This window comes from Polaromonas sp. YR568, assembly GCF_900116715.1.
Classification (GTDB): Bacteria; Pseudomonadota; Gammaproteobacteria; order Burkholderiales; family Burkholderiaceae_C; genus Polaromonas.
Genome location: NZ_FPBM01000010.1, coordinates 179,512 through 197,941 on the forward strand (window position 1 = coordinate 179,512; position 18,430 = coordinate 197,941).

The 18,430-nt window shown below is 62.2% G+C and carries 19 protein-coding genes and 1 other RNA gene; 6 read left to right on the plus strand and 14 right to left on the minus strand.

Annotation, left to right across the window (positions count from 1 at the left end; translation table 11 throughout):
• Positions 1-97: 97 nt before the first annotated feature.
• The 3 genes from BM408_RS19310 (at position 98) to BM408_RS19320 (ending at position 3,432) form a co-directional block, all read left to right on the plus strand.
• A complete protein-coding gene (locus BM408_RS19310) occupies positions 98-1,732 on the plus strand; it encodes an MBL fold metallo-hydrolase (RefSeq protein WP_092131969.1) in 1,635 nt (544 codons plus the stop codon).
• A 258-nt stretch (positions 1,733-1,990) separates the two neighbouring features.
• Positions 1,991-2,863: a basic amino acid ABC transporter substrate-binding protein gene (locus BM408_RS19315; RefSeq protein WP_092131970.1), complete on the plus strand. Its 873-nt coding sequence runs from the start codon at positions 1,991-1,993 to the stop codon at positions 2,861-2,863.
• A 47-nt stretch (positions 2,864-2,910) separates the two neighbouring features.
• Complete coding sequence (locus BM408_RS19320; protein ID WP_092131972.1) at positions 2,911-3,432, plus strand: DUF2127 domain-containing protein; 522 nt, start codon at positions 2,911-2,913, stop codon at positions 3,430-3,432.
• Between the two features lie 19 nt (positions 3,433-3,451).
• Here the strand turns inward: BM408_RS19320 and rnpB are convergent.
• Positions 3,452-3,789, minus strand: an RNA gene (rnpB, locus tag BM408_RS19325) — RNase P RNA component class A.
• A gap of 87 nt (positions 3,790-3,876) precedes the next feature.
• Between rnpB and BM408_RS19330 the strand changes: the two genes are divergently transcribed.
• Genes BM408_RS19330 through BM408_RS19340 form a run of 3 tightly spaced genes read left to right on the plus strand, consistent with a single transcriptional unit; the run spans position 3,877 to position 6,907 of the window.
• Entirely contained in the window at positions 3,877-5,547 is a 1,671-nt protein-coding gene (locus BM408_RS19330) for an NAD(P)/FAD-dependent oxidoreductase (RefSeq protein ID WP_092131973.1), read from the plus strand.
• Positions 5,547-6,167 (plus strand): flavin reductase family protein, encoded by a 621-nt coding sequence (locus BM408_RS19335; protein WP_092131975.1) that lies wholly within the window; start codon positions 5,547-5,549, stop codon positions 6,165-6,167. The genes BM408_RS19330 and BM408_RS19335 overlap by 1 nt, the downstream gene beginning before the upstream one ends.
• A 56-nt stretch (positions 6,168-6,223) precedes the next feature.
• A complete protein-coding gene (locus BM408_RS19340; protein ID WP_092131977.1) occupies positions 6,224-6,907 on the plus strand; it encodes a ProQ/FINO family protein in 684 nt (227 codons plus the stop codon).
• A gap of 1 nt (position 6,908) precedes the next feature.
• On the opposite strand, the gene lepB is transcribed toward BM408_RS19340, so the two are convergent.
• From lepB to BM408_RS19400, 13 genes are all read right to left on the minus strand, one after another.
• Positions 6,909-7,577: a signal peptidase I gene (lepB, locus tag BM408_RS19345; protein WP_092131978.1), complete on the minus strand. Its 669-nt coding sequence runs from the start codon at positions 7,575-7,577 to the stop codon at positions 6,909-6,911.
• 74 nt (positions 7,578-7,651) lie between these two features.
• Positions 7,652-8,527: a protease HtpX gene (gene htpX, locus BM408_RS19350; RefSeq protein ID WP_092131980.1), complete on the minus strand. Its 876-nt coding sequence runs from the start codon at positions 8,525-8,527 to the stop codon at positions 7,652-7,654.
• Between the two features lie 119 nt (positions 8,528-8,646).
• Positions 8,647-9,402 (minus strand): DUF3025 domain-containing protein, encoded by a 756-nt coding sequence (locus BM408_RS19355; RefSeq protein ID WP_254774886.1) that lies wholly within the window; start codon positions 9,400-9,402, stop codon positions 8,647-8,649.
• Positions 9,403-9,404: 2 nt separating this feature from the next.
• Entirely contained in the window at positions 9,405-10,169 is a 765-nt protein-coding gene (locus tag BM408_RS19360) for an NYN domain-containing protein (RefSeq protein ID WP_092131981.1), read from the minus strand.
• The gene (gene pyrC, locus BM408_RS19365; RefSeq protein WP_092132053.1) at positions 10,166-11,230 is read right to left on the minus strand and encodes a dihydroorotase; all 1,065 of its coding nucleotides are present in this window, start codon (positions 11,228-11,230) and stop codon (positions 10,166-10,168) included. Before pyrC ends, BM408_RS19360 begins: the two co-directional genes overlap by 4 nt.
• A 105-nt stretch (positions 11,231-11,335) precedes the next feature.
• Complete coding sequence (locus tag BM408_RS19370; protein ID WP_092131983.1) at positions 11,336-11,755, minus strand: GreA/GreB family elongation factor; 420 nt, start codon at positions 11,753-11,755, stop codon at positions 11,336-11,338.
• 117 nt (positions 11,756-11,872) lie between these two features.
• Positions 11,873-12,004, minus strand: a complete 132-nt coding sequence (locus BM408_RS23225; RefSeq protein ID WP_256375263.1) for a hypothetical protein — start codon at positions 12,002-12,004, stop codon at positions 11,873-11,875.
• A gap of 68 nt (positions 12,005-12,072) precedes the next feature.
• A complete protein-coding gene (locus BM408_RS19375) occupies positions 12,073-12,810 on the minus strand; it encodes an amino acid ABC transporter ATP-binding protein (protein ID WP_092131985.1) in 738 nt (245 codons plus the stop codon).
• Positions 12,811-12,861: 51 nt separating this feature from the next.
• Positions 12,862-13,551, minus strand: a complete 690-nt coding sequence (locus BM408_RS19380) for an amino acid ABC transporter permease (RefSeq protein WP_092131988.1) — start codon at positions 13,549-13,551, stop codon at positions 12,862-12,864.
• 1 nt (position 13,552) lies between these two features.
• Positions 13,553-14,275 (minus strand): amino acid ABC transporter permease, encoded by a 723-nt coding sequence (locus BM408_RS19385; RefSeq protein WP_092131989.1) that lies wholly within the window; start codon positions 14,273-14,275, stop codon positions 13,553-13,555.
• A gap of 108 nt (positions 14,276-14,383) precedes the next feature.
• On the minus strand, positions 14,384-15,274 hold the full coding sequence (locus tag BM408_RS19390; RefSeq protein ID WP_092131991.1) for a transporter substrate-binding domain-containing protein: 891 nt from the start codon (positions 15,272-15,274) through the stop codon (positions 14,384-14,386).
• A 251-nt stretch (positions 15,275-15,525) separates the two neighbouring features.
• On the minus strand, positions 15,526-16,932 hold the full coding sequence (locus tag BM408_RS19395) for an aspartate ammonia-lyase (RefSeq protein ID WP_092131993.1): 1,407 nt from the start codon (positions 16,930-16,932) through the stop codon (positions 15,526-15,528).
• 247 nt (positions 16,933-17,179) lie between these two features.
• Positions 17,180-18,160 (minus strand): LysR substrate-binding domain-containing protein, encoded by a 981-nt coding sequence (locus BM408_RS19400; RefSeq protein WP_092131994.1) that lies wholly within the window; start codon positions 18,158-18,160, stop codon positions 17,180-17,182.
• Positions 18,161-18,430: the final 270 nt, after the last annotated feature.

The window sequence follows — 18,430 nt, forward strand, 5'->3', positions numbered from 1 at the left end:
ATCGACTTGCCGCCGAGCGACCCCGGCCAGCCGCCTCAGCAAAGGGCACAGGCGCCCAGCCGGAGCAAGACCCGGCCCCAAAAGCCATAATCCAAAAATGCCCCGCCCCTCCCAACAACTCCACCCCCACCGCGACCCCGCCCCCCTCCGCCCCGCAGCCACCGTGCTCCTGCTGCGCGACAGCCCCCAAGGCATTGAAGTGCTGATGACACGCCGCTCCCCGGCGGCAAGCTTCGCACCAGGCGCCTACGTCTTCCCCGGCGGCGGCATCGATGCAGCGGACGCACTGGCGCACGGCCAGTCGACCCGGCGCGCCACGCAAGGCGATTTGCACCTGACCCAGGCCATCGCCGCCATCCGCGAGAGTTTTGAAGAGCTGGGCGTGCTGCTGGCGCGCCACGCGGACGGCAGCTATGCCACCACCGCCGACATCGCCTCGCTGGACCGCAAGGCGCCGTTTGCCGCGCAGTGCAAGGAACGCGGCCTCACCCTGGCGGGTGACGAAGTGTTTGTGCTGGCGCACTGGATCGCCGATCGCGACCTGTCGCGTCGCTTTGACGTGCCCTTTCTGGTGGCGCGCATGCCTGAGGGCCAAAGCCCGGTGGCTGACGAGGCCGAGCAGTTCGAGCCTGTCTGGGTGCGGCCGGCCGATGCGCTGGCGCGGCACGCGGCGGGCGGCTTTTTTATCATCTTCCCCACCATACGCACGCTTGAGCGGCTGCAGCGCTACCCCAGCGTCGACTCGGTGCTGGCGGCCTGCGCGTCTGAAGTGCCGCTGTGGACGTCCTGCCCGCGCACCGGGCTGCTGGCGGGCGAGGAAGCACGCTACATGGAGCACGAAGCCCCCTATGGCGAACTGGCGCTGACCAGCCCCGACGGGCAGATCGTGCACGCACTGGACTGGCAGACCGCCCACCCGGTGCCACTGCTCAAAAACGTGAAGCGCCTGACCGCCCCCAACCCCGGCATGATGACCGGGCCGGGCACCAACAGCTACCTCGTCGGCGACGAGACCAGCGGCTACATCGTGATCGACCCGGGGCCCGACGATGCGGCGCATATCCAGCGCCTTTACGACGCCACGGGCGGGCGCATCGAGGCCATCGTCTGCACCCACTCCCACCCCGACCACTCGCCCGGCGCCAGGCCGCTGCAGGCACTGTGCGCGCAGCGCCCGCCCATCCTGGGCCTGCCTTCGGCCGCCACGGCGCGGCCCGACTCCGCTTTCACGCCGGACCGTTCGCTATCAAATCAGGAGCTGCTGACGCTCACCGGATCCGGGCTTCAGCACACTTTGATGGTGATCCTGACGCCGGGCCATGCCGCCAACCATCTGTGCCTGGTGCTGCTGGAAGACGGCCTGCTGTTCTCCGGCGACCACATCCTCAACGGCAGCACCACCGTGGTGAATCCGCCCGACGGCGCGATGACGCCCTACCTCGACTCGCTGGACGCGCTGTCGGCCGCCTGCGATGCGCACGGCATTGAATTCATCCTGCCGGCACACGGCTACGTGCTGGGCGAGGCCAAAATCGCGATTGCGCAGCTCAAGGCGCACCGGCTTAAACGCGAGGCCAAGGTGGTGGCAGCCATGAAAGCCCGGCCGGAAGGCTCACTGAACGACTGGTTACCGCTGGCGTATGACGACACGCCGCAGCAGCTTTGGCCGCTGGCCTTGCGTTCACTGCTGGCGCATGTGGACCGCGTGCGGGAACTGGGCCTGGCCCATTAGCTCCCCCTGTTAGTCCCCCATTAGCACTCATTAGCCCCATCGCTGTGGCGTGAAAGTTGCTAAACCTTGCACCGTACGTAAGGGTATCTACCTGCTTCTTCGGCCTTAAGGCCCCGCAACGGTCGCCAAGGCTACTGCAAGGGGCTGTCGGCTCCAGGGGCTGAGGTTTATACTTTTTGTTCGTATGCCGGGGGCCGTGCCTGATCGCACAGCCTGACGGGCATCACCCATCATTTCAACCTTTTTTCGAGGGACTTCATGTCTTTTAACTCCATCACCACGCGACGTTTCCTGCAAACCGCCGGCACCCTGGTCGCCGGCATCGTCCTGGCCGCCTGCAGCAAGACCGAGCCGCCAGCACCTGCTGCCAGCGCACCGGCACCCGCAGCCTCCGCGCCCGCACCGGCCGCCAAGGTTTACCTGGTGGGCACCGACGCCGCTTACGCACCTTTTGAATCGCAAAACGAAAAAGGCGAGATCGTCGGCTTTGACATCGACGTCGTGAAGGCCGTGGCCCAGAAGGCCGGCATCGAAGTGAAGTTTGTGAACACGCCATGGGAAGGCATCTTCAACACGCTCGCCCAAGGCGACCGCGACCTGCTGGTCTCGTCCATCACCATCACCGGCGAGCGCAAGCAGACCATGGATTTCTCGACGCCCTACTTTGACGCGCAGCAGCTGATCGCCGTGAAGAAGGACTCGAAAATCGCCAAGTTCAACGACCTGAAAAAACTCAAGGTCGGCGTGCAGAACGGCACCACCGGCGATGAAGTGGTGTCCAAACTGCAAGGCAAGGACAGCGCCAACATCAAGCGCTTTGAGTCGACGCCCCTGGCGCTGAAAGAACTCGAAGCCGGCGGCGTGGACGCCGTGGTGGCCGACAACGGCGTGGTGGTGCATTACGTCAATAACAACAGCGACGCCAAGTTCAAGACCGTCAGCGACGCCAGCTTTGTTTCCGAGCAGTACGGCCTGGCCGTGAAGAAGGGCAACACCGAGCTGCTGGAAAAACTGAACAAGGGCCTGGCCGACATCAAGACCGACGGCACCTACAACACCATCTACACCAAGTACTTCGGCGCACCGCCGGCAGCCGCCGCTGCTGCCCCCGCACCTGCTGCCTCGAAGTAAACACGGCATGACCGGGCGGCGCGGCCTTTTTTGACTGCGGCGCCCGCATGCCCGTAAAACCCGCCCCGCACACGGGCGGCGCCTCTGAAGCAGCCGGCGGTGAGCCCAGCGCCCACCGCCGCGCCCTGCACGCCATCGCCCTCTTTGAAGCCATCAAAGGCCTGGCCGCGCTCGCGGCCGGCATTGGGCTGCTGGGCCTGCTGCACCACGACATCCACCAACTGGCCGTGGCGCTGCTGTGGCGCTTTCACCTCGACCCGGCCCTGCCCTACCCGGCCATCCTGCTGCACTATGCCGACCTGCTGAGCGCAATCAACCTGCGCACGCTCGCGCCAGTGGCGCTGGCCTATATCGGCGTGCGCTTTGCGGAAGCCTGGGGCTTGTGGAGAGGGAAAACCTGGGCCGAATGGCTGGGCGCACTGTCAGGCGCTTTGTATATCCCGCTGGAAGTGGCGCATCTGGTGCATCGCACCACCCTGATCAATGCGGCGGTGCTGCTCGCCAATGTGCTGATCGTGGGCTTTCTGGCCCTGCAACTCTGGCAACGAATGCGCCAAAAGCACGCCTGAGCCAAAAGCGCTAAATAAAGTGTGAAGCCCGCCGATAAGCCGGATTCTGTGCGCGGGCTCCCTTTCGGTTACCCGTGTGACCGCCATTAATCTGGGCCGGAGGTCGCCCCCACGGCTCAATGCTACCTACCCGCCAACTCTGCGGAACCACATCAACGTTGGCCTACTTGGTATTGCTGCGCGTAGAGATTGCCCGTTTCACCCGGCCCGGGGTTGCCCCAAGGCCGACTCGTCTCTGTTGCTCTGATCCTCACCTCACGGTGGAGAGGTGTTACCTCCTACGCTGTCCTGTGCAGTCCGGACGTTCCTCCAGTGCCTGGTTTCCCAGATTGCACCAGCGGCGGTCTGGCAGGCTTCACGGGGCCTATTATCCGCCACGACCTCGCCGTGACGAGGCTCCCTTTAAAATGCAGGCTGCTTGATCAACACGAGCCCCCCTTAGCCATGATTCGCCTGACCGAACTCAAACTTCCGCTGGACCACGCGGAAGACGCCCTCCCCGCCCTGGTGGCCAAGACACTGGGCGTCGCCACGGCCGCCCTGCAGAACGTCCATATCCACAAACGCAGCTTCGACGCCCGCAAGGCGGACCTGCTCAAGGTCTACATCGTCGATGTCACACTGGCCGACGCCGGCCAGGAAAACGCGCTGCTGGCGAAGTTTTCCGGCAATCCCCACATCCTGCCCACGCCCGACATGGCCTACCACCCGGTGGGCACAGCCCCCACCAACCTGCCGCTGCGGCCCGTGGTGGTCGGTTTCGGCCCCTGCGGCATTTTTGCGGCGCTGGTGCTGGCGCAAATGGGTTTCAGGCCCATCGTGCTGGAGCGTGGCAAGACCGTGCGCGAACGCACCAAAGACACCTGGGGGCTGTGGCGCAAAAAGGTGCTCAACCCCGAGTCGAACGTGCAGTTCGGTGAAGGCGGCGCCGGCACCTTTTCCGACGGCAAGCTCTACAGCCAGATCAAGGACCCGCGCCACCTGGGCCGCAAGGTGATGAACGAATTCGTCAAAGCCGGCGCGCCCGCCGACATCCTGTTTGAGGCGCATCCGCACATCGGCACCTTCAAGCTGGTGAAGGTGGTTGAGAACATGCGCGAGCAGATCATCGCCCTGGGCGGCGAGATCCGCTTCGAGCAGCGCGTGACCGACGTGCTGATCGAAGACGGCCCCGAAGGCAAACAGCTGCGCGGCCTGACCGTGCTGGACCAGGCCACAGGCCAGAGCCACGAAATGCGCGCCGACCAGGTGGTGATGGCGCTGGGCCACAGCTCGCGCGACACCTTTGCCATGCTGTATGAGCGCGGCGTGCACATCGAGGCAAAACCCTTTTCCATCGGCTTTCGGGTGGAGCACCCGCAGGGCATCATCGACCGGGCGCGCTGGGGCCGCCACGCCGGCCACCCCTCACTGGGCGCGGCCGAGTACAAGCTGGTGCACCACGCGAGCAACGGCCGCTCGGTCTACAGCTTTTGCATGTGCCCGGGCGGCACGGTGGTGGCCGCCACCTCAGAGCCAGGCCGCGTGGTGACCAACGGCATGAGCCAGTACTCACGCAACGAACGCAATGCCAACGCCGGCATCGTGGTGGGCATTGACCCGCGCGACTACCCGGGGCATGACAAAGGCGACGCGCTTGCCGGCATCGCCTTGCAGCGCCAGCTCGAGTCGCATGCCTTTGTGCTGGGCGGCAGCACTTATGAAGCGCCCGCGCAGCTGGTGGGTGACTTTGTCGCGGGGCGACCTTCAACGGCGCTGGGCAGCATAGAGCCCTCCTACAAGCCTGGCGTGGCGATTGGCGATCTGTCGTCTGCCCTGCCCGTTTATGCCATTGAAGCCATGCGCGAAGCCTTTCCGGTGTTCGGCAAAAAGATCAAGGGTTTTGACACCCATGACGCGGTGCTGACCGGCGTGGAAACGCGCACGTCTTCCCCCATCAAGATCAGCCGCGGCGAAGACCTGCAAAGCATCAATGTGCGCGGCCTTTACCCTGCGGGCGAAGGCGCGAGTTACGCCGGCGGCATTTTGTCGGCCGGCGTGGACGGCATCCGGGTGGCCGAAGCGCTGGCGCGCAGCGTGCTGCAGAGCGCTGAAGCGCAGCGGATGGCCGCGTGATGGACCAGGATTTCCATTTTTACGAGCCGGCCAAAGGCCACGGCCTGCCGCACGATCCCTTCAATGCCATGGTGGGGCCGCGGCCTATCGGCTGGATTTCTTCGCAGGACGCCAAGGGCCAACTCAACCTGGCGCCCTACAGTTTTTTCAACGCCTTTAACTACACGCCGCCCATCATCGGCTTTGCCAGCATTGGCGCCAAAGACAGCCTGCACAACATCCAGGAGACCGGCGAGTTCGGCTGGAACCTGGCGACCCGGCCGCTGGCTGAGGCGATGAACCGCTCTTGCGCGATGGTGCCGCCTGAGGTCAACGAATTCGAGCTCGCGGGCCTCACGCCTGTCGCCTCCCAGCGCATCGCCGTGCCGCGCGTTAAAGAAAGCCCGGTGTCGTTTGAATGCCGGCTGACGCAGATCCTGCAACTGCAAGGCGCCGACGGTGTGGCAGTGCCCACATGGCTGATACTCGGTGAAGTCGTCGGCGTGTACATCGCCCGGCATTTGCTCAAAGACGGCATCTACGACACAGCGGCCGCCGAACCGATTCTTCGCGGCGGCGGCCCGGCCGATTACTTCGCCGTGACGCCGGACAACCTTTTTCGCATGTTCAGGCCGCGCTGAGCGCAAGTGCGTTGCGCCTGAATTCCCAAGACACCCACCATTTCAATCCCCCCACAATGACCGAAACCACCACACCCGTATCCGCTCCTGCATCCGCCGCCAAACGCCCTCGAAACCCGCAGCGCAACCGGCCCCAGGGCCAGCCGCAGCGCACGCGCGAAGTGCATCCGGTGCTGGAAAAACTGTTTGAGCTTTACCCAAAGCTGTTCGGCGCGCATTTCCTGCCGCTCAAGCTGGGCGCTTTCCAGGATTTGCTGGCGGCGCACCCCGAAGCTTTCAAAAAGGATGAGCTGAAGGTTGCGCTCGGGCTGCATGCGCGCTCGACACGCTACCTTGAATCCGTGGCCGCCGGCCACCCGCGCCACAACCTGCAGGGTGAACCGGTGGAGCCGGTGGCGCCCGAGCATGTGCACCACGCCATCATGGAAGTGTTCCGCCGCCGCCAGGCGCGCTCCAAGGAAGATCTGCGCCCCTATGTCCGTGTACGCCTGATGGAAGCCATCGAAGCGTCGGGACTGAGCCGCGAAGACTATGCAGAGCGCATCCGCACGCAGGATGAGGTGGCAACCACTCTGCTGGATGAGGCCTTTGCCGAACTGGCCGCAAAAGCCGCCAAACGCGAAGCGCTGGTACGGGCATTTAAAGCCAGCGGCAAAACGGTAGAGCAGTTCGCCGAGATGTACGGCATGGCCCCGGCAGACGTCGCCAGCGCCCTGGAGCGGGCCGGCCAGACCCGCTAAATCAGTAAAGCGAGCGGCCGAAACGCTCGAAGCGCGGCTGCCACTTCTCGAGGATGTCGGCCGACACCAGGATGCGCTCGGCCCGGCCTATCAGCAGCTGACGCGGCACCAGCCCTATGTAGCGCGAATCGGCGCTGTTGTCGCGGTTGTCACCCAGCATCAGGAACTGGTCCTGGGGAATTGTGATCGGACCCCAGTCGTCCTTGGCCGTTACGCCCGCCAGCCACTGGATCTGGTGCTGCTCCTGGGCGGTGGTTTCTTTCACATGCGTAGCCACCAGCACGCCCACCGGGCCGGCCGGCTCCAGCACCGTGTCCAGCGCCTCATACTGCGCGGCCTGCCCGTTGATGGTGAGCACCTTGCCCCGCATCTGCACCACATCGCCCGGCAGCGCCACCAGCCGCTTGATAAGGCGCACGCCATCCAGCGGCGAGGAGAAGGTGACGATGTCGCCGCGGTGCGGATCAGCGGTGCGCGCCAGCACCGTGTCGGTCAGGGGGATTTTGACGTTGTAGGCCAGCCGGTTGACAAAGACCACGTCACCTTCGAGCAGGTTGGGCCGCATGGAGCCTGAGGGGATGGGATTCCAGTCCGCAATGGCGGTGCGGAACAGGCCGAACAACAAGAGAAACACCAGAAAATTGCGGTTCTGCCTGATCCAGCTTTTCATGCCTGCGCTCCTGTGAAGAAACCGTGAAGAAACCCTGAAAAAAAAGGCGCCCCGTGCGGGGCGCCCTTGGATGCTTAAGCCTGGCTGTTTTGCAGCGCAGCGATGCGCTCTTCAATCGGCGGGTGCGTGGCAAACAGCTTGCCGATGCTGCCGGTAATGCCCATGGCTTCAACCGCCTTGGGCAGCTCGCCGGGCTGCATGCCGCCCAGGCGGGCCAGCGCATTCATCATGGGCTGACGGCGGCCCATCAGCTGGGCAGCGCCCGCGTCGGCGCGGAACTCACGCTGGCGCGAGAACCAGGCCACCACGATAGCGGCGGCAAAGCCGAGCACGATGTCCAGCACGATGGTGCTGACGTAGTAACCGATGCCGGGGCCGGAGTTGTTGTCGCTGCCGCGGCGCAGGAAGCTGTCGACGGCATAACCGATCACACGCGAGAGGAAGACCACAAAGGTATTCATCACACCCTGGATCAGCGTCATGGTGACCATGTCGCCGTTGGCGATGTGGGCGATCTCGTGGCCCAGTACGGCCTCGATCTCTTCCTTGGTCATGCCTTGCAGCAGGCCGGTAGACACCGCCACCAGCGACGAGTTCTTGAAGGCGCCGGTGGCAAACGCATTGGGCGCGCCTTCAAAGATGCCGACTTCGGGCATACCGATTTGTGCCTTGTCGGCCAGCTTGCGCACGGTCTCGACAATCCAGGCTTCGTCGGCGTTCTGGGCTTCATTGATGACGCGAACGCCGGCGCTCCATTTGGCGACCGGTTTGCTGATCAGCAGCGAGATGATGGCGCCGCCAAAGCCCATGATCAGCGCAAAGCCGAGCAAAGCCGTCAGGTTCAGCCCATTGGCAGTGAGGAAGCGGTTGACGCCAAACAGGCTGGCAACGATGCCCAGCACCGCCACGACGGCAATGTTGGTCAAAACAAACAGAAAAATACGTTTCATGGGTTCTCCGTGGGGGTCGGTGAAAAAGCCCGCCTTGCGCAGGATATGAGGGCCTTCGGGCCCCGTTCAAGCGGGACTTGAATACAGGCGGCTGATTTTTATCTGTTATTTATGACAGCTTATGACAGCTGCGGCGGCCTGAATACAAGAGAGTCATCATAAAAGGAAAAGTTCTCGTTCTCCGGCCACCAGCCGGGGACGCCCAGCACCGGCAAAGGTGCAAAAGGCTTGGTAGCCAGCCTGGCAGCGCTCAGATCGGCCGCCACCCAGGCATCCAGCTCCGCGATTGAAGTCATGGCCGGTTGCGCAAGGTAGACGTGGGCTGTGATGGGTTTTCGGGGTTGAAGCAGCTTTTCAAGCAGGGCGTGGCCGAAGAGCACAAGCTGCGCCTCTTGCCACAACGCCCTGTGCGTGATGAAAAGGCTGTGCCAGTCGCGGGCGATGAGCGCGTCCCACAGCGGCTGCGGCGCCGAGAGGAAGGCGGCGTTTTCGTCAAATACCGTCAGCGCGTCGCGCACCGGCCCGCGCACGGGGGCGATGCCAGCGGCTGCAATTTCGGCATCCTGCAGCTGGTTGAGCTTGCACTTGGTTTGCGGAAAACGCATCCAGCACAAGCCGTTGAAGAAATCATGCGAACCCTCCCGCGTCGGGCACAGGCGGGTTCGGGCGATGAAGCTTTCGTAAGCCTCACCCGAAGGCAAACTGCACTGGGGCGCAAAGCACACCGGCGCAGGCTGCACGGCATTGAGGGCCTGGTGCAGCGCCACACCGGCGCCGACCGCGCAGGCCACACGCTGGCCGGGTTCGCGCCAGGCTTGCAGCCAGGGGCGATCCCAATCGATGCGCGGCAGGTGGGCTTCAGGCGCTTTACCCAAGGTTAGCCTCGCGCCGCTTTGTTCAGGCGCTTATCGCGCACCGCAACGTTATTGGATCCTTCACCTTGCAGTTCAAATAGGTCGATGACCTTGAACAGCTTGGTCCAGCTTGAATATCCATAGTTACGAAAATGATCCGATGATTGGTTCCGAACCTGATGCCCGACCTCGCTCACACGCGCCCAGCCATCCTCATCTGACGCAGCCTTGATCGAATTCCTAAGAAGCAAAATAAGCGCAGTGTTCTGCTTGAGTTCCGCAGGAGAAGTACGCAAATGACCCGCTGTCTTTGCGTTCGGCTCGGCAGCGCTATCGACCTCTTCTCCAAGATTTTCAACGTAGAGAAACAACGAACAGGCATTGACAAAAGGCGGAGGAGTATCTTTATTGCCAAAACCGAAAACTGCAGCACCTTTGGCACGAAGGTGCATGACCAGAGGTGTGAAGTCGCAATCAGAAGAAGCGATTGCGAACGCGTCGGGCTGATCGATATACAGCAACTCCAACGCATCAACAGTCATTGCAATGTCCGTAGCATTCTTTTTCTTGATGAGATCAAATTGCTGAATTGGCCGAATAGCGTGCTCGTGCAGCTTGTCTGCCCAACCTTTGAGACCTTCCTTGGTCCAATTGCCGTAAGCACGACGAACATGAGTTACTCCCAATGTGGAAAGTTCACTCAAAATAGCTTCAATCTTTGCTGCCGGTGCATTGTCAGCATCAATAAGCAACGCTATCTTGTATTCGTCCTGCTTGGCAACTTTCATACGAGTCTCCAGGGCAGGTTTTCACCCGAGCGCAACGGCTTGAGTTCAGCCTCGCCGAAGGCGTAACTTTCGGGTGGATGCCAGCTTTCCTTCTTGAGCGTGATGCTGCCGGTGTTGCGCGGCAGGCCGTAAAAGTCGGCGCCGTTGAAGCTGGCAAAGGCTTCGAGCTTGTCCAGCGCGCCTGCCGTATCAAAGGCTTCGGCGTAGAGCTCCATGGCGGCGTGTGCGGTGTAGCAACCCGCGCAGCCAGTGGCGTGTTCTTTCAGGTGGGCCGGGTGCGGCGCGCTGTCGGTGCCGAGGAAGAAGCGGTTGTTGCCGCTGGTGGCGGCTTCAACGAGTGCCAGGCGATGGGTTTCGCGCTTGAGCACCGGCAGGCAGTAGTAGTGCGGGCGGATGCCTCCGGTGAAGATTGCGTTGCGGTTGTAGAGCAGATGGTGCGCCGTGACGGTCGCGCCGGTGAACTTGCCGGCGTCACGCACGTAGTGGGCGGCTTCACGGGTGGTGATGTGCTCGAAGACGATCTTGAGCTCGGGGAAGTCGCGGCGCAGCGGAATCATCTGGGTGTCGATAAACACCGCCTCCCGGTCGAACAGGTCGATGTCGGATGAAGTCACTTCACCATGCACCAGCAAAAGCATGCCAGCTTTTTGCATGGCCTCCAGCGTCTTGTAGGTCTTGCGCAGGTCGGTCACGCCGGCGTCGCTGTTGGTGGTGGCGCCGGCCGGGTAGAGCTTGGCCGCAACCACGCCGGCGTCTTTGGCGCGGGCAATCTCGTCGGGCGGCAGGTTGTCGGTGAGGTAGAGCGTCATCAGCGGCTCGAATTTCACGCCGGCCGGCACAGCGGCCTGGATGCGTTCGCGGTAGGCGACAGCCTGAGCGGCGGTGGTCACCGGCGGGCGCAGGTTGGGCATGATGATGGCCCGGCCGAATTGCGCGGCCGTATGGGGCACGACGGTGTGCAGGGCTTCGCCGTCGCGCACATGCAGGTGCCAGTCGTCGGGGCGGGTGATCGTCAGGGTGGTGCTCGGGGTCGAAGCGGGGGTGCTGGTGGCTGAAGTCATAGCCTGAATTGTCGCACCGCCCGGGCCTGCAAAGACGCCCGCCGCACTCCCGCAGACATCGGCAATTTGCATGGCGCGGGCGGCTTCTGCCGGCAATTGCGCAGCTTAAAGCAGGTAATCGCCGCTTTCTTCGGGCTGGAACAGCACAGCCCGGATTTGCGCCGATGCCCTGGCCCCCTGGGGACCCGCCCAGTGCGCCACTTGACCGACCGAAAGCCCCAACAGGGCCGCTCCGACGGGCGACAGCACCGACACCGAGCCCGCGGCAGGCTCGGCATCATGCGGGTAGCACAAGATGAGCTTGCGTTGCTCGCCGGTCCGGGTGTCGGCAATCAGCACTTGCGAATACATGGTGACGACTTGCGGCGACACCTCATGCGAGGACACCAGCTCTGCCCCATTGATCACATCTTCAATGGCGCTGGATTCCACCGAAACCCCGGCAGGAGGCCGGCGCAGCAGCTTGGAAATGCGCACATGGTCAAGCTCAGTCATCGTGCGCGGCTGAGAGGCGAAAGCAAACATGGAAAACTCCTGGATCAAATGCCCGGAACAGGCTTACCGGGCAAGCCACGCTGTGGTGGGGCCCGACGATCTGGAGGTAGCGCTAGGAAAGAAGAAGGGGAAAGGCGATCGCCGGGCTCAGGAATGTGCCACCGGCTGATGCGGCCACTGAAGCGCATAGTCCACCTGGTGGGCTGCACAGGCCCGCACGCCCGCCGGCACTGCGTAAACGGCAGTGGCCAGAGGCGTTGCGAGGTGCAGGGTGGTCATGAGCGTGGCAGGCATGAACAATGAGCGCCGGCCGTAAGAACCTGTTCATGGTCTAAAGCCGGCATCGCTCAGTGCGACAGGATCTTGTTGAGGAAGTCCTTGGTACGCGCCTGGCGGTTTTCCGGGTGATTGAAGAACTCGTCTTTTGAGCAGTCTTCCAGGATCTTGCCGCCGACGTCCATAAAGATTACGCGGCTGCCGACCTTGCGGGCAAAGCCCATTTCATGGGTCACCACCATCATGGTCATGCCTTCAACGGCCAGGCCCATCATGCAGTCCAGCACTTCACCGACCATTTCGGGGTCGAGCGCGGAAGTCGGTTCGTCAAACAGCATGGCAATCGGGTCCATGCTGAGCGCGCGGGCAATCGCCACGCGCTGCTGCTGGCCGCCCGACAGCTGGCCTGGGAACTTGTCCTTGTGCGCCATCAGGCCCACGCGGTCCAGGTACTTCAGGCCGTGCTTCTTGGCTTCATCAGGTTTGCGGTTCAGCACCTTGACCTGCGCCAGCGTCAGGTTCTCGGTCACGCTCAGGTGCGGGAACAGCTCGAAATTCTGGAACACCATGCCGACGCGGCTGCGCAGCTTGGGCAGGTCGGTCTTGGGGTCATGCACGGCCTTGCCGTCGACAAAAATCTGGCCCTTCTGGAAAGGCTCCAGCGCGTTGATGGTCTTGATGAGGGTTGATTTGCCCGAGCCCGAAGGGCCGCAGACCACAACAACTTCACCCTTCTTGATGCTGGTGGTGCAGTTATTGAGAACCTGCACTTCACCGTACCATTTGGAAACTTCTTTCAACTCAATCATCTTCTTCTCCAGTGTTCTCTTTGAGATTCGTGTGCCCTGAAAGCGGCAGCCTCAGCGAATGATGGCGATTCTGGTGTTCAGGCGCTTGACCATGTAGGACAGCCCGAAGCAGATCACGAAATAAACCACGGCGGCCAGCAGGTAGGCCTCTTCAGGGCGGCCGTAAATCTTGCCGGCGGTGCTGAAGCCCTTGAGCAGGTCATAGGCGCCGATGGCGTAAACCAGCGATGTATCCTGAAACAGGATGATGGTCTGGGTCAGCAAAATCGGCACCATGTTGCGAAAAGCCTGCGGCAGGATGATCAGCTTCATGTTCTGCGAGTAGGTCATGCCGAGCGCACGCCCGGCGTTGACCTGGCCGCGCGAGATGGACTGGATGCCCGCGCGCATGATCTCGCTGAAGTAGGCCGCTTCAAAAGCCACGAAGGTGATGATGGCGGAGATCTCCGCGCGGTAGTTGGCGCCCCAGCTGCCGAAGGTCGTGTAGAACGACGCCGGCACCAGCAGGAAGAACCACAGGATCACCATGACCAGCGGCACGGAACGCATGCCGTTGACGTAGATGGTCGCGGGAACCGTCAGGAATTTTTTGCCCGACAGCCGCATCAGCGCCAGTATGGTGCCGAAAATAATGCCGCCAATGGTGGCGATGATGGTGAGCTCTATGCTGAAGATAAAGCCCTTGACCACGAACTGGGAAATCATCTCCCAGTTCAGGAAGCTCATGTCGAGTCCAAGCATGTCAGTGCCCTCCGCCCGTTGAGCCGGCTACAACGAAGCCGGGGATCTGGACCTTCTTCTCAACAAAGGCCATGACCCGGTTGACCGCGAAGGCGGACAACGCATAAAGCGCCGTCACTGCCAGGTAAATTTCAATGCCGCGCGAGGTCTCTTCCTGCGCCTGCATGGCAAACATGGTGAGCTCGGCGATAGACACCGCAAAAGCGACGGAGGAATTCTTCAAGAGATTCATCGACTCGCTGGTCAGCGGTGGAATGATGATGCGAAAAGCCATCGGCAAAATCACATAGCGGTAGGTCTGCAGGGTGGTGAAACCCATGGCCATGCCGGCATAACGCTGGCCGCGCGGCAGCGCCTGGACACCGGCCCTGACCTGCTCGGCAATACGCGCCGAGGTAAAGAAGCCGAGTGCGAACACCACCAGGATGAAGCTCGGAAGCTCCTTCATGGCGGGGAAAACCTTGGGGACCACAAAGTACCAGATGAAAATCTGGACCAGCAGGGGAACGTTGCGGAACAGCTCGACCCAGGCATTGGCAAAACGCACCAGCCACGGGCTGTTGGGCAAGGTGCGCAGCGTGCCGATGAGCGCGCCGCACAGCATGGCGATCACCCATGACGCGCCTGCGACGGACAGCGTCCAGCCCCAGGCGTCAAACATCCACTGCAGGTAGGTGCGACCGCTACCGTCATCATTTAAAAATACCTGCCAATCCCAAGTCATCACGGCTCCAGCAAATGGTTGTTATCTTGTTGTCCCATTCCACGGTAAACGAGAAACCCCGCCAGAGCAAGGCGGCCGGCGGGGTTTTTCACTTTTACCGGACCAGAATTACTTCTGGACGTACTCTTCCATAGGCTTGTCGTTCGGAGCGTCCCAGGCGGCTTTGGTGCTGGCGCTCAGTGCCAGGCCGACCTTGGTGTTCTTCGGTGGGATGGGCTGCAGGAACCACTTGTTCCAGAGCTTGTTCATCTCGCCGGACTTGATCAGGCCCTTGACGGTGTCATCGGCCAGGCGCTTCATCAGAGGGTCGTCCTTGCGGATCATGATGGCGATGGGTTCGACGTTCAGCACTTCACCCACGATCTTGAAGTCCGAAGGCTTCTTGGCGGTGGCGATGTTGCCGGCCAGGATGGAGCCGTCCATGACGAATGCGTCAGCGCGGCCCGATTCGAGCAGCAGGAAGGCGTCGGAGTGGTCCTTGCCGAAGATTTCCTTGAACTCGATGCCGGTGGCGCGCTTGTTCTTGCGCAGGTGCTGCACGGACGTGGTGCCGGTGGTGGTCGCCACGGTCTTGCCGTTGAGCTGGGCCACGGAGGTGATGCCGGAGTTAGCCTTCACAGCCATGCGGATTTCTTCCACATAGGTGGTCACAACGAAAGCCACATCCTTCTGGCGGGTCGCGTTGTTGGTGGTGGAGCCGCACTCGATGTCGACCGTGCCGTTTTGCACGAGGGGAATGCGGTTTTGCGAGGTCACGGGCTGGTATTTGATTTCCAGCTTGCGCTCGGCGGCCTTCTCGAGGCTGGCCAGAATGCGCTGGCAGATTTCAACGTGGTAGCCGGCGTACTTGCCGTCACCCAAGGTGTAAGACAGCGCGCCGGAGGAGTCGCGAACGCCCATGGTGACAACGCCGGAAGCCTTGACTTTGGAAAGGGTATCGGCAAATGCAGCGCCGGTGGCGAGCAAAGCGACGGACAGAGCGACAAGCTTGAGTTTCATGGAATCTCCTGTAATGAATGAAACGGTTAGCAAACTATTCTAGAGAGATGGTACCCGGGCTACGCCTAGGTTTACCCGGCCTCTAAAAACGGGGAATTGAACTGAAAGTGGACGGCATGAAGGGAGAGTCCGGACAAAACCGCCGCGGTGCTGCGGTTTCAGGGTTCTCCAACATGGTGCACATAAAAGTCCGAGACTATACGGCAGATGTAATGGATTGGATGTAAGCAGCCTTTGTGCCAGAAGAGTGATCACACCACCAGCCGCAAGGGCTGCGTCAGCTTGTCGGGCACCAGCAGCGCTTCAACTTCCGCCTGCGTCATGATGCCCAGCGATTCGGCGATCTCGGCAATCGGCGCGCCAGTGGCAATGGCCGTCTTGGCGATCAGCGCCGCTTTTTCGTAACCGATGATGGGGTTGAGCGCGGTGACCAGCGTGACCGATTCGCGCACCCGCTTGGCCAGCAGTTCACGGTTGGCCTCGATGCCGGCCACACAATTGGCCTGCAGCGTCAGGCACGCCTGGCTCAGGTGCTCGATGCTCTTGAAAAGGCTCCATCCCATGATGGGCTCAAAGGCGTTGAGCTGCAATTGCCCGGCTTCGGACGCCATGGTCACGGTCATGTCGTTGCCGATCACCTCAAAGGCGACCTGGTTCATCACTTCGGGAATCACCGGATTCACCTTGCCGGGCATGATGGACGAGCCGGCCTGACGCGGCGGCAGGCGGATATCACCGAAGCCGGCCTGCGGGCCGCTGGAGAGCAGGCGCAGGTCGTTGCAGATCTTGCTGAGCTTGGTGGCCACGCGCTTGAGCACGCCCGAGAGCTGCACAAACGCGCCGGTGTCCTGAGTAGCTTCAATCAGGTTGACGGCTTTTTCGACCGGGATGCCGCTTTCTTCCGCCAGGTAGCGGCAGGCCATGTCGGCGTAGTCGGCCGGCGCATTGATGCCGGTGCCGATCGCGGTGGCGCCCAGGTTGATTTCCTGGATCAGCGCGCGCGCTTCACGCAGGCGGGCTTCGTCTTCGCCGATCATCACCGCATAGGTCAGGAACTCCTGGCCCAGCGTCATGGGTACGGCGTCCTGCAGCTGCGTGCGGCCGATTTTCAGGATGTCCCTGAACTCATGCGCCTTGGCTTCAAAGCCGGTGCGCAGGATGGCCATGGACGCCAGCAGGCGCTCTATGGCAAACCACAAGGCGATGCGCACGGCCGTAGGATAGACATCGTTGGTGCTTTGCGAGGCGTTGACGTGGTCGTTGGGGTGCAGCGCGTCGTAGCGGCCTTTTTCAAGGCCCATTTTTTCGAGTGCGAGGTTGGCGATGACCTCGTTGGCATTCATGTTGGTGGACGTACCGGCGCCGCCCTGGATCACGTCGACCACAAATTCAGCATGGTGTTTGCCGGCAATCAGGTCGTCACAGGCGGCCGTGATGACGGCGGCGCGTTTGGCGTCCAGCGCGCCCAGTTGCTGGTTGGCGCGCGCAGCGGCCTTTTTGACAAAGCCGAGCGCGCGGATGAGATCGGGCATGGCCGAGATGCGGGTGCCGGAGATGGGAAAGTTCTCCACCGCCCGCGCCGTATGCACTCCCCAGTACGCCGCGGCGGGTATCTGCTTTTCGCCAAGAAAGTCGTGCTCGGTACGGGTTGCCGCCACAGTGGCTGAGGCGGGCGCGCCGGAAGAGGAAGGTGAATCAGGGGGCACAGGCAACCATCAAAATTTGAATGTGACGAACTGTATGTTTGCAGGTCTGAAAACACCAATGCTGTTTCATCGATCTTCTATGCATTTTTCTTATAACCACTTAGGGTTACTACTAGTCACCCTGTCAAAGGCCTGACCAGCAAGCGATCTGCCGCAGCGCAATGCCCCGCCCGGCCCCGCTTTCACGCCGGCATCACACCTACCGCGCGCTACCCAGCAGGCCCGTGCGCCCGCCGCCTTTTTCGGTTTTGTCGGCTTTGTCCTTGCCGCCTGCCTGCGACTGCAGGTAGGTCCACAAAGCCTGGGCATGACCCTTGGCAGACTCTTTGGAGGTGGGCCGTTCGCGGTACACGCGCACGTCCATGGTCATCTCCAGGTTGCCGCCGGCGCTGACCAGCTTTTTGGCCCGCAACTCCTTCTTGACGGCGCTGAGCGGTAAAAACGCAATGCCGTGGCCTTCCAGCGCCATGGCTTTGAGGCCCTCGGCCATGTCGGTTTCGTACACCCGGTCCAGGTGGATGGCCGTACTCGACTGCTTGAGGATCATGTCCACCATGCGGCCCAGGTAGGCGCCGGGTGCATAGCCCAGATAGGGCAAGGGCTGGCCCGCCCGCCCCGGCAACATGTACTCGGGCTCGCCCGCGGAATTGGCCCGCACAAAAGGCGCCAGCAATTCCTGGCCCAGCGACACCATTTCATAGCGGTCCGGGTCCAGCTGGAAGGGCTGGGAGTCGTGGTGATAGGCAATCAGCAGGTCGCAGCTGCCCTCGACAAGACGCAGCACCGCGTCATGCACGTTGAGGGCAATCAACCGGCTTTTGATCGGGCCGAACTTCTCGCGCAGGCTGCTGACCCAGGCCGGGAAGAAGGTAAAGGCCAGCGTGTGCGGCACCGCAAACTCGATAACGTCTTGCCCGGCCGAGGTATGGCCGCGCAGCATGGCGCGGGTCGACTGCAGGCCTTGCAACATCTCCAGCGACTGGCTGTACAGGGTTTCCCCGGCGGGCGTCAGGCGCGTCGGGTAAGAGCTGCGGTCCACCAGATCGGTGCCGGCCCAGGCTTCCAGCGCCTGGATGCGCCGGGAGAACGCCGGCTGGGTGACATGACGCAATTGGGCGGAGCGACTGAAACTGCGGGTTTCAGCCAGGCTCACAAAATCTTCCAGCCATTTGGTTTCCATGACCTAGCGACCCCGGTTGAACGCGCCCGAGTGGGCCGTCATGGTGTGCGCTGGCAAGGCGCGACGAGGCAGCAGGCACCTGCCTGCAAGGAGAAGCAACGCCGCCAGCGTACGCCAGGGCGGCTCAATCGGGCGTGTAGCGCTTTCAACTCCGCAGCGGCGGTATTCAAAGTCACTGACGTGAATGCTCATGCAGGCTCCAAAAGGCAATCAAGCGGTCAACCGTGGCCGCTAGGTCCTCGATTATGCGAGTCCGTGCGGCCTTTTGGC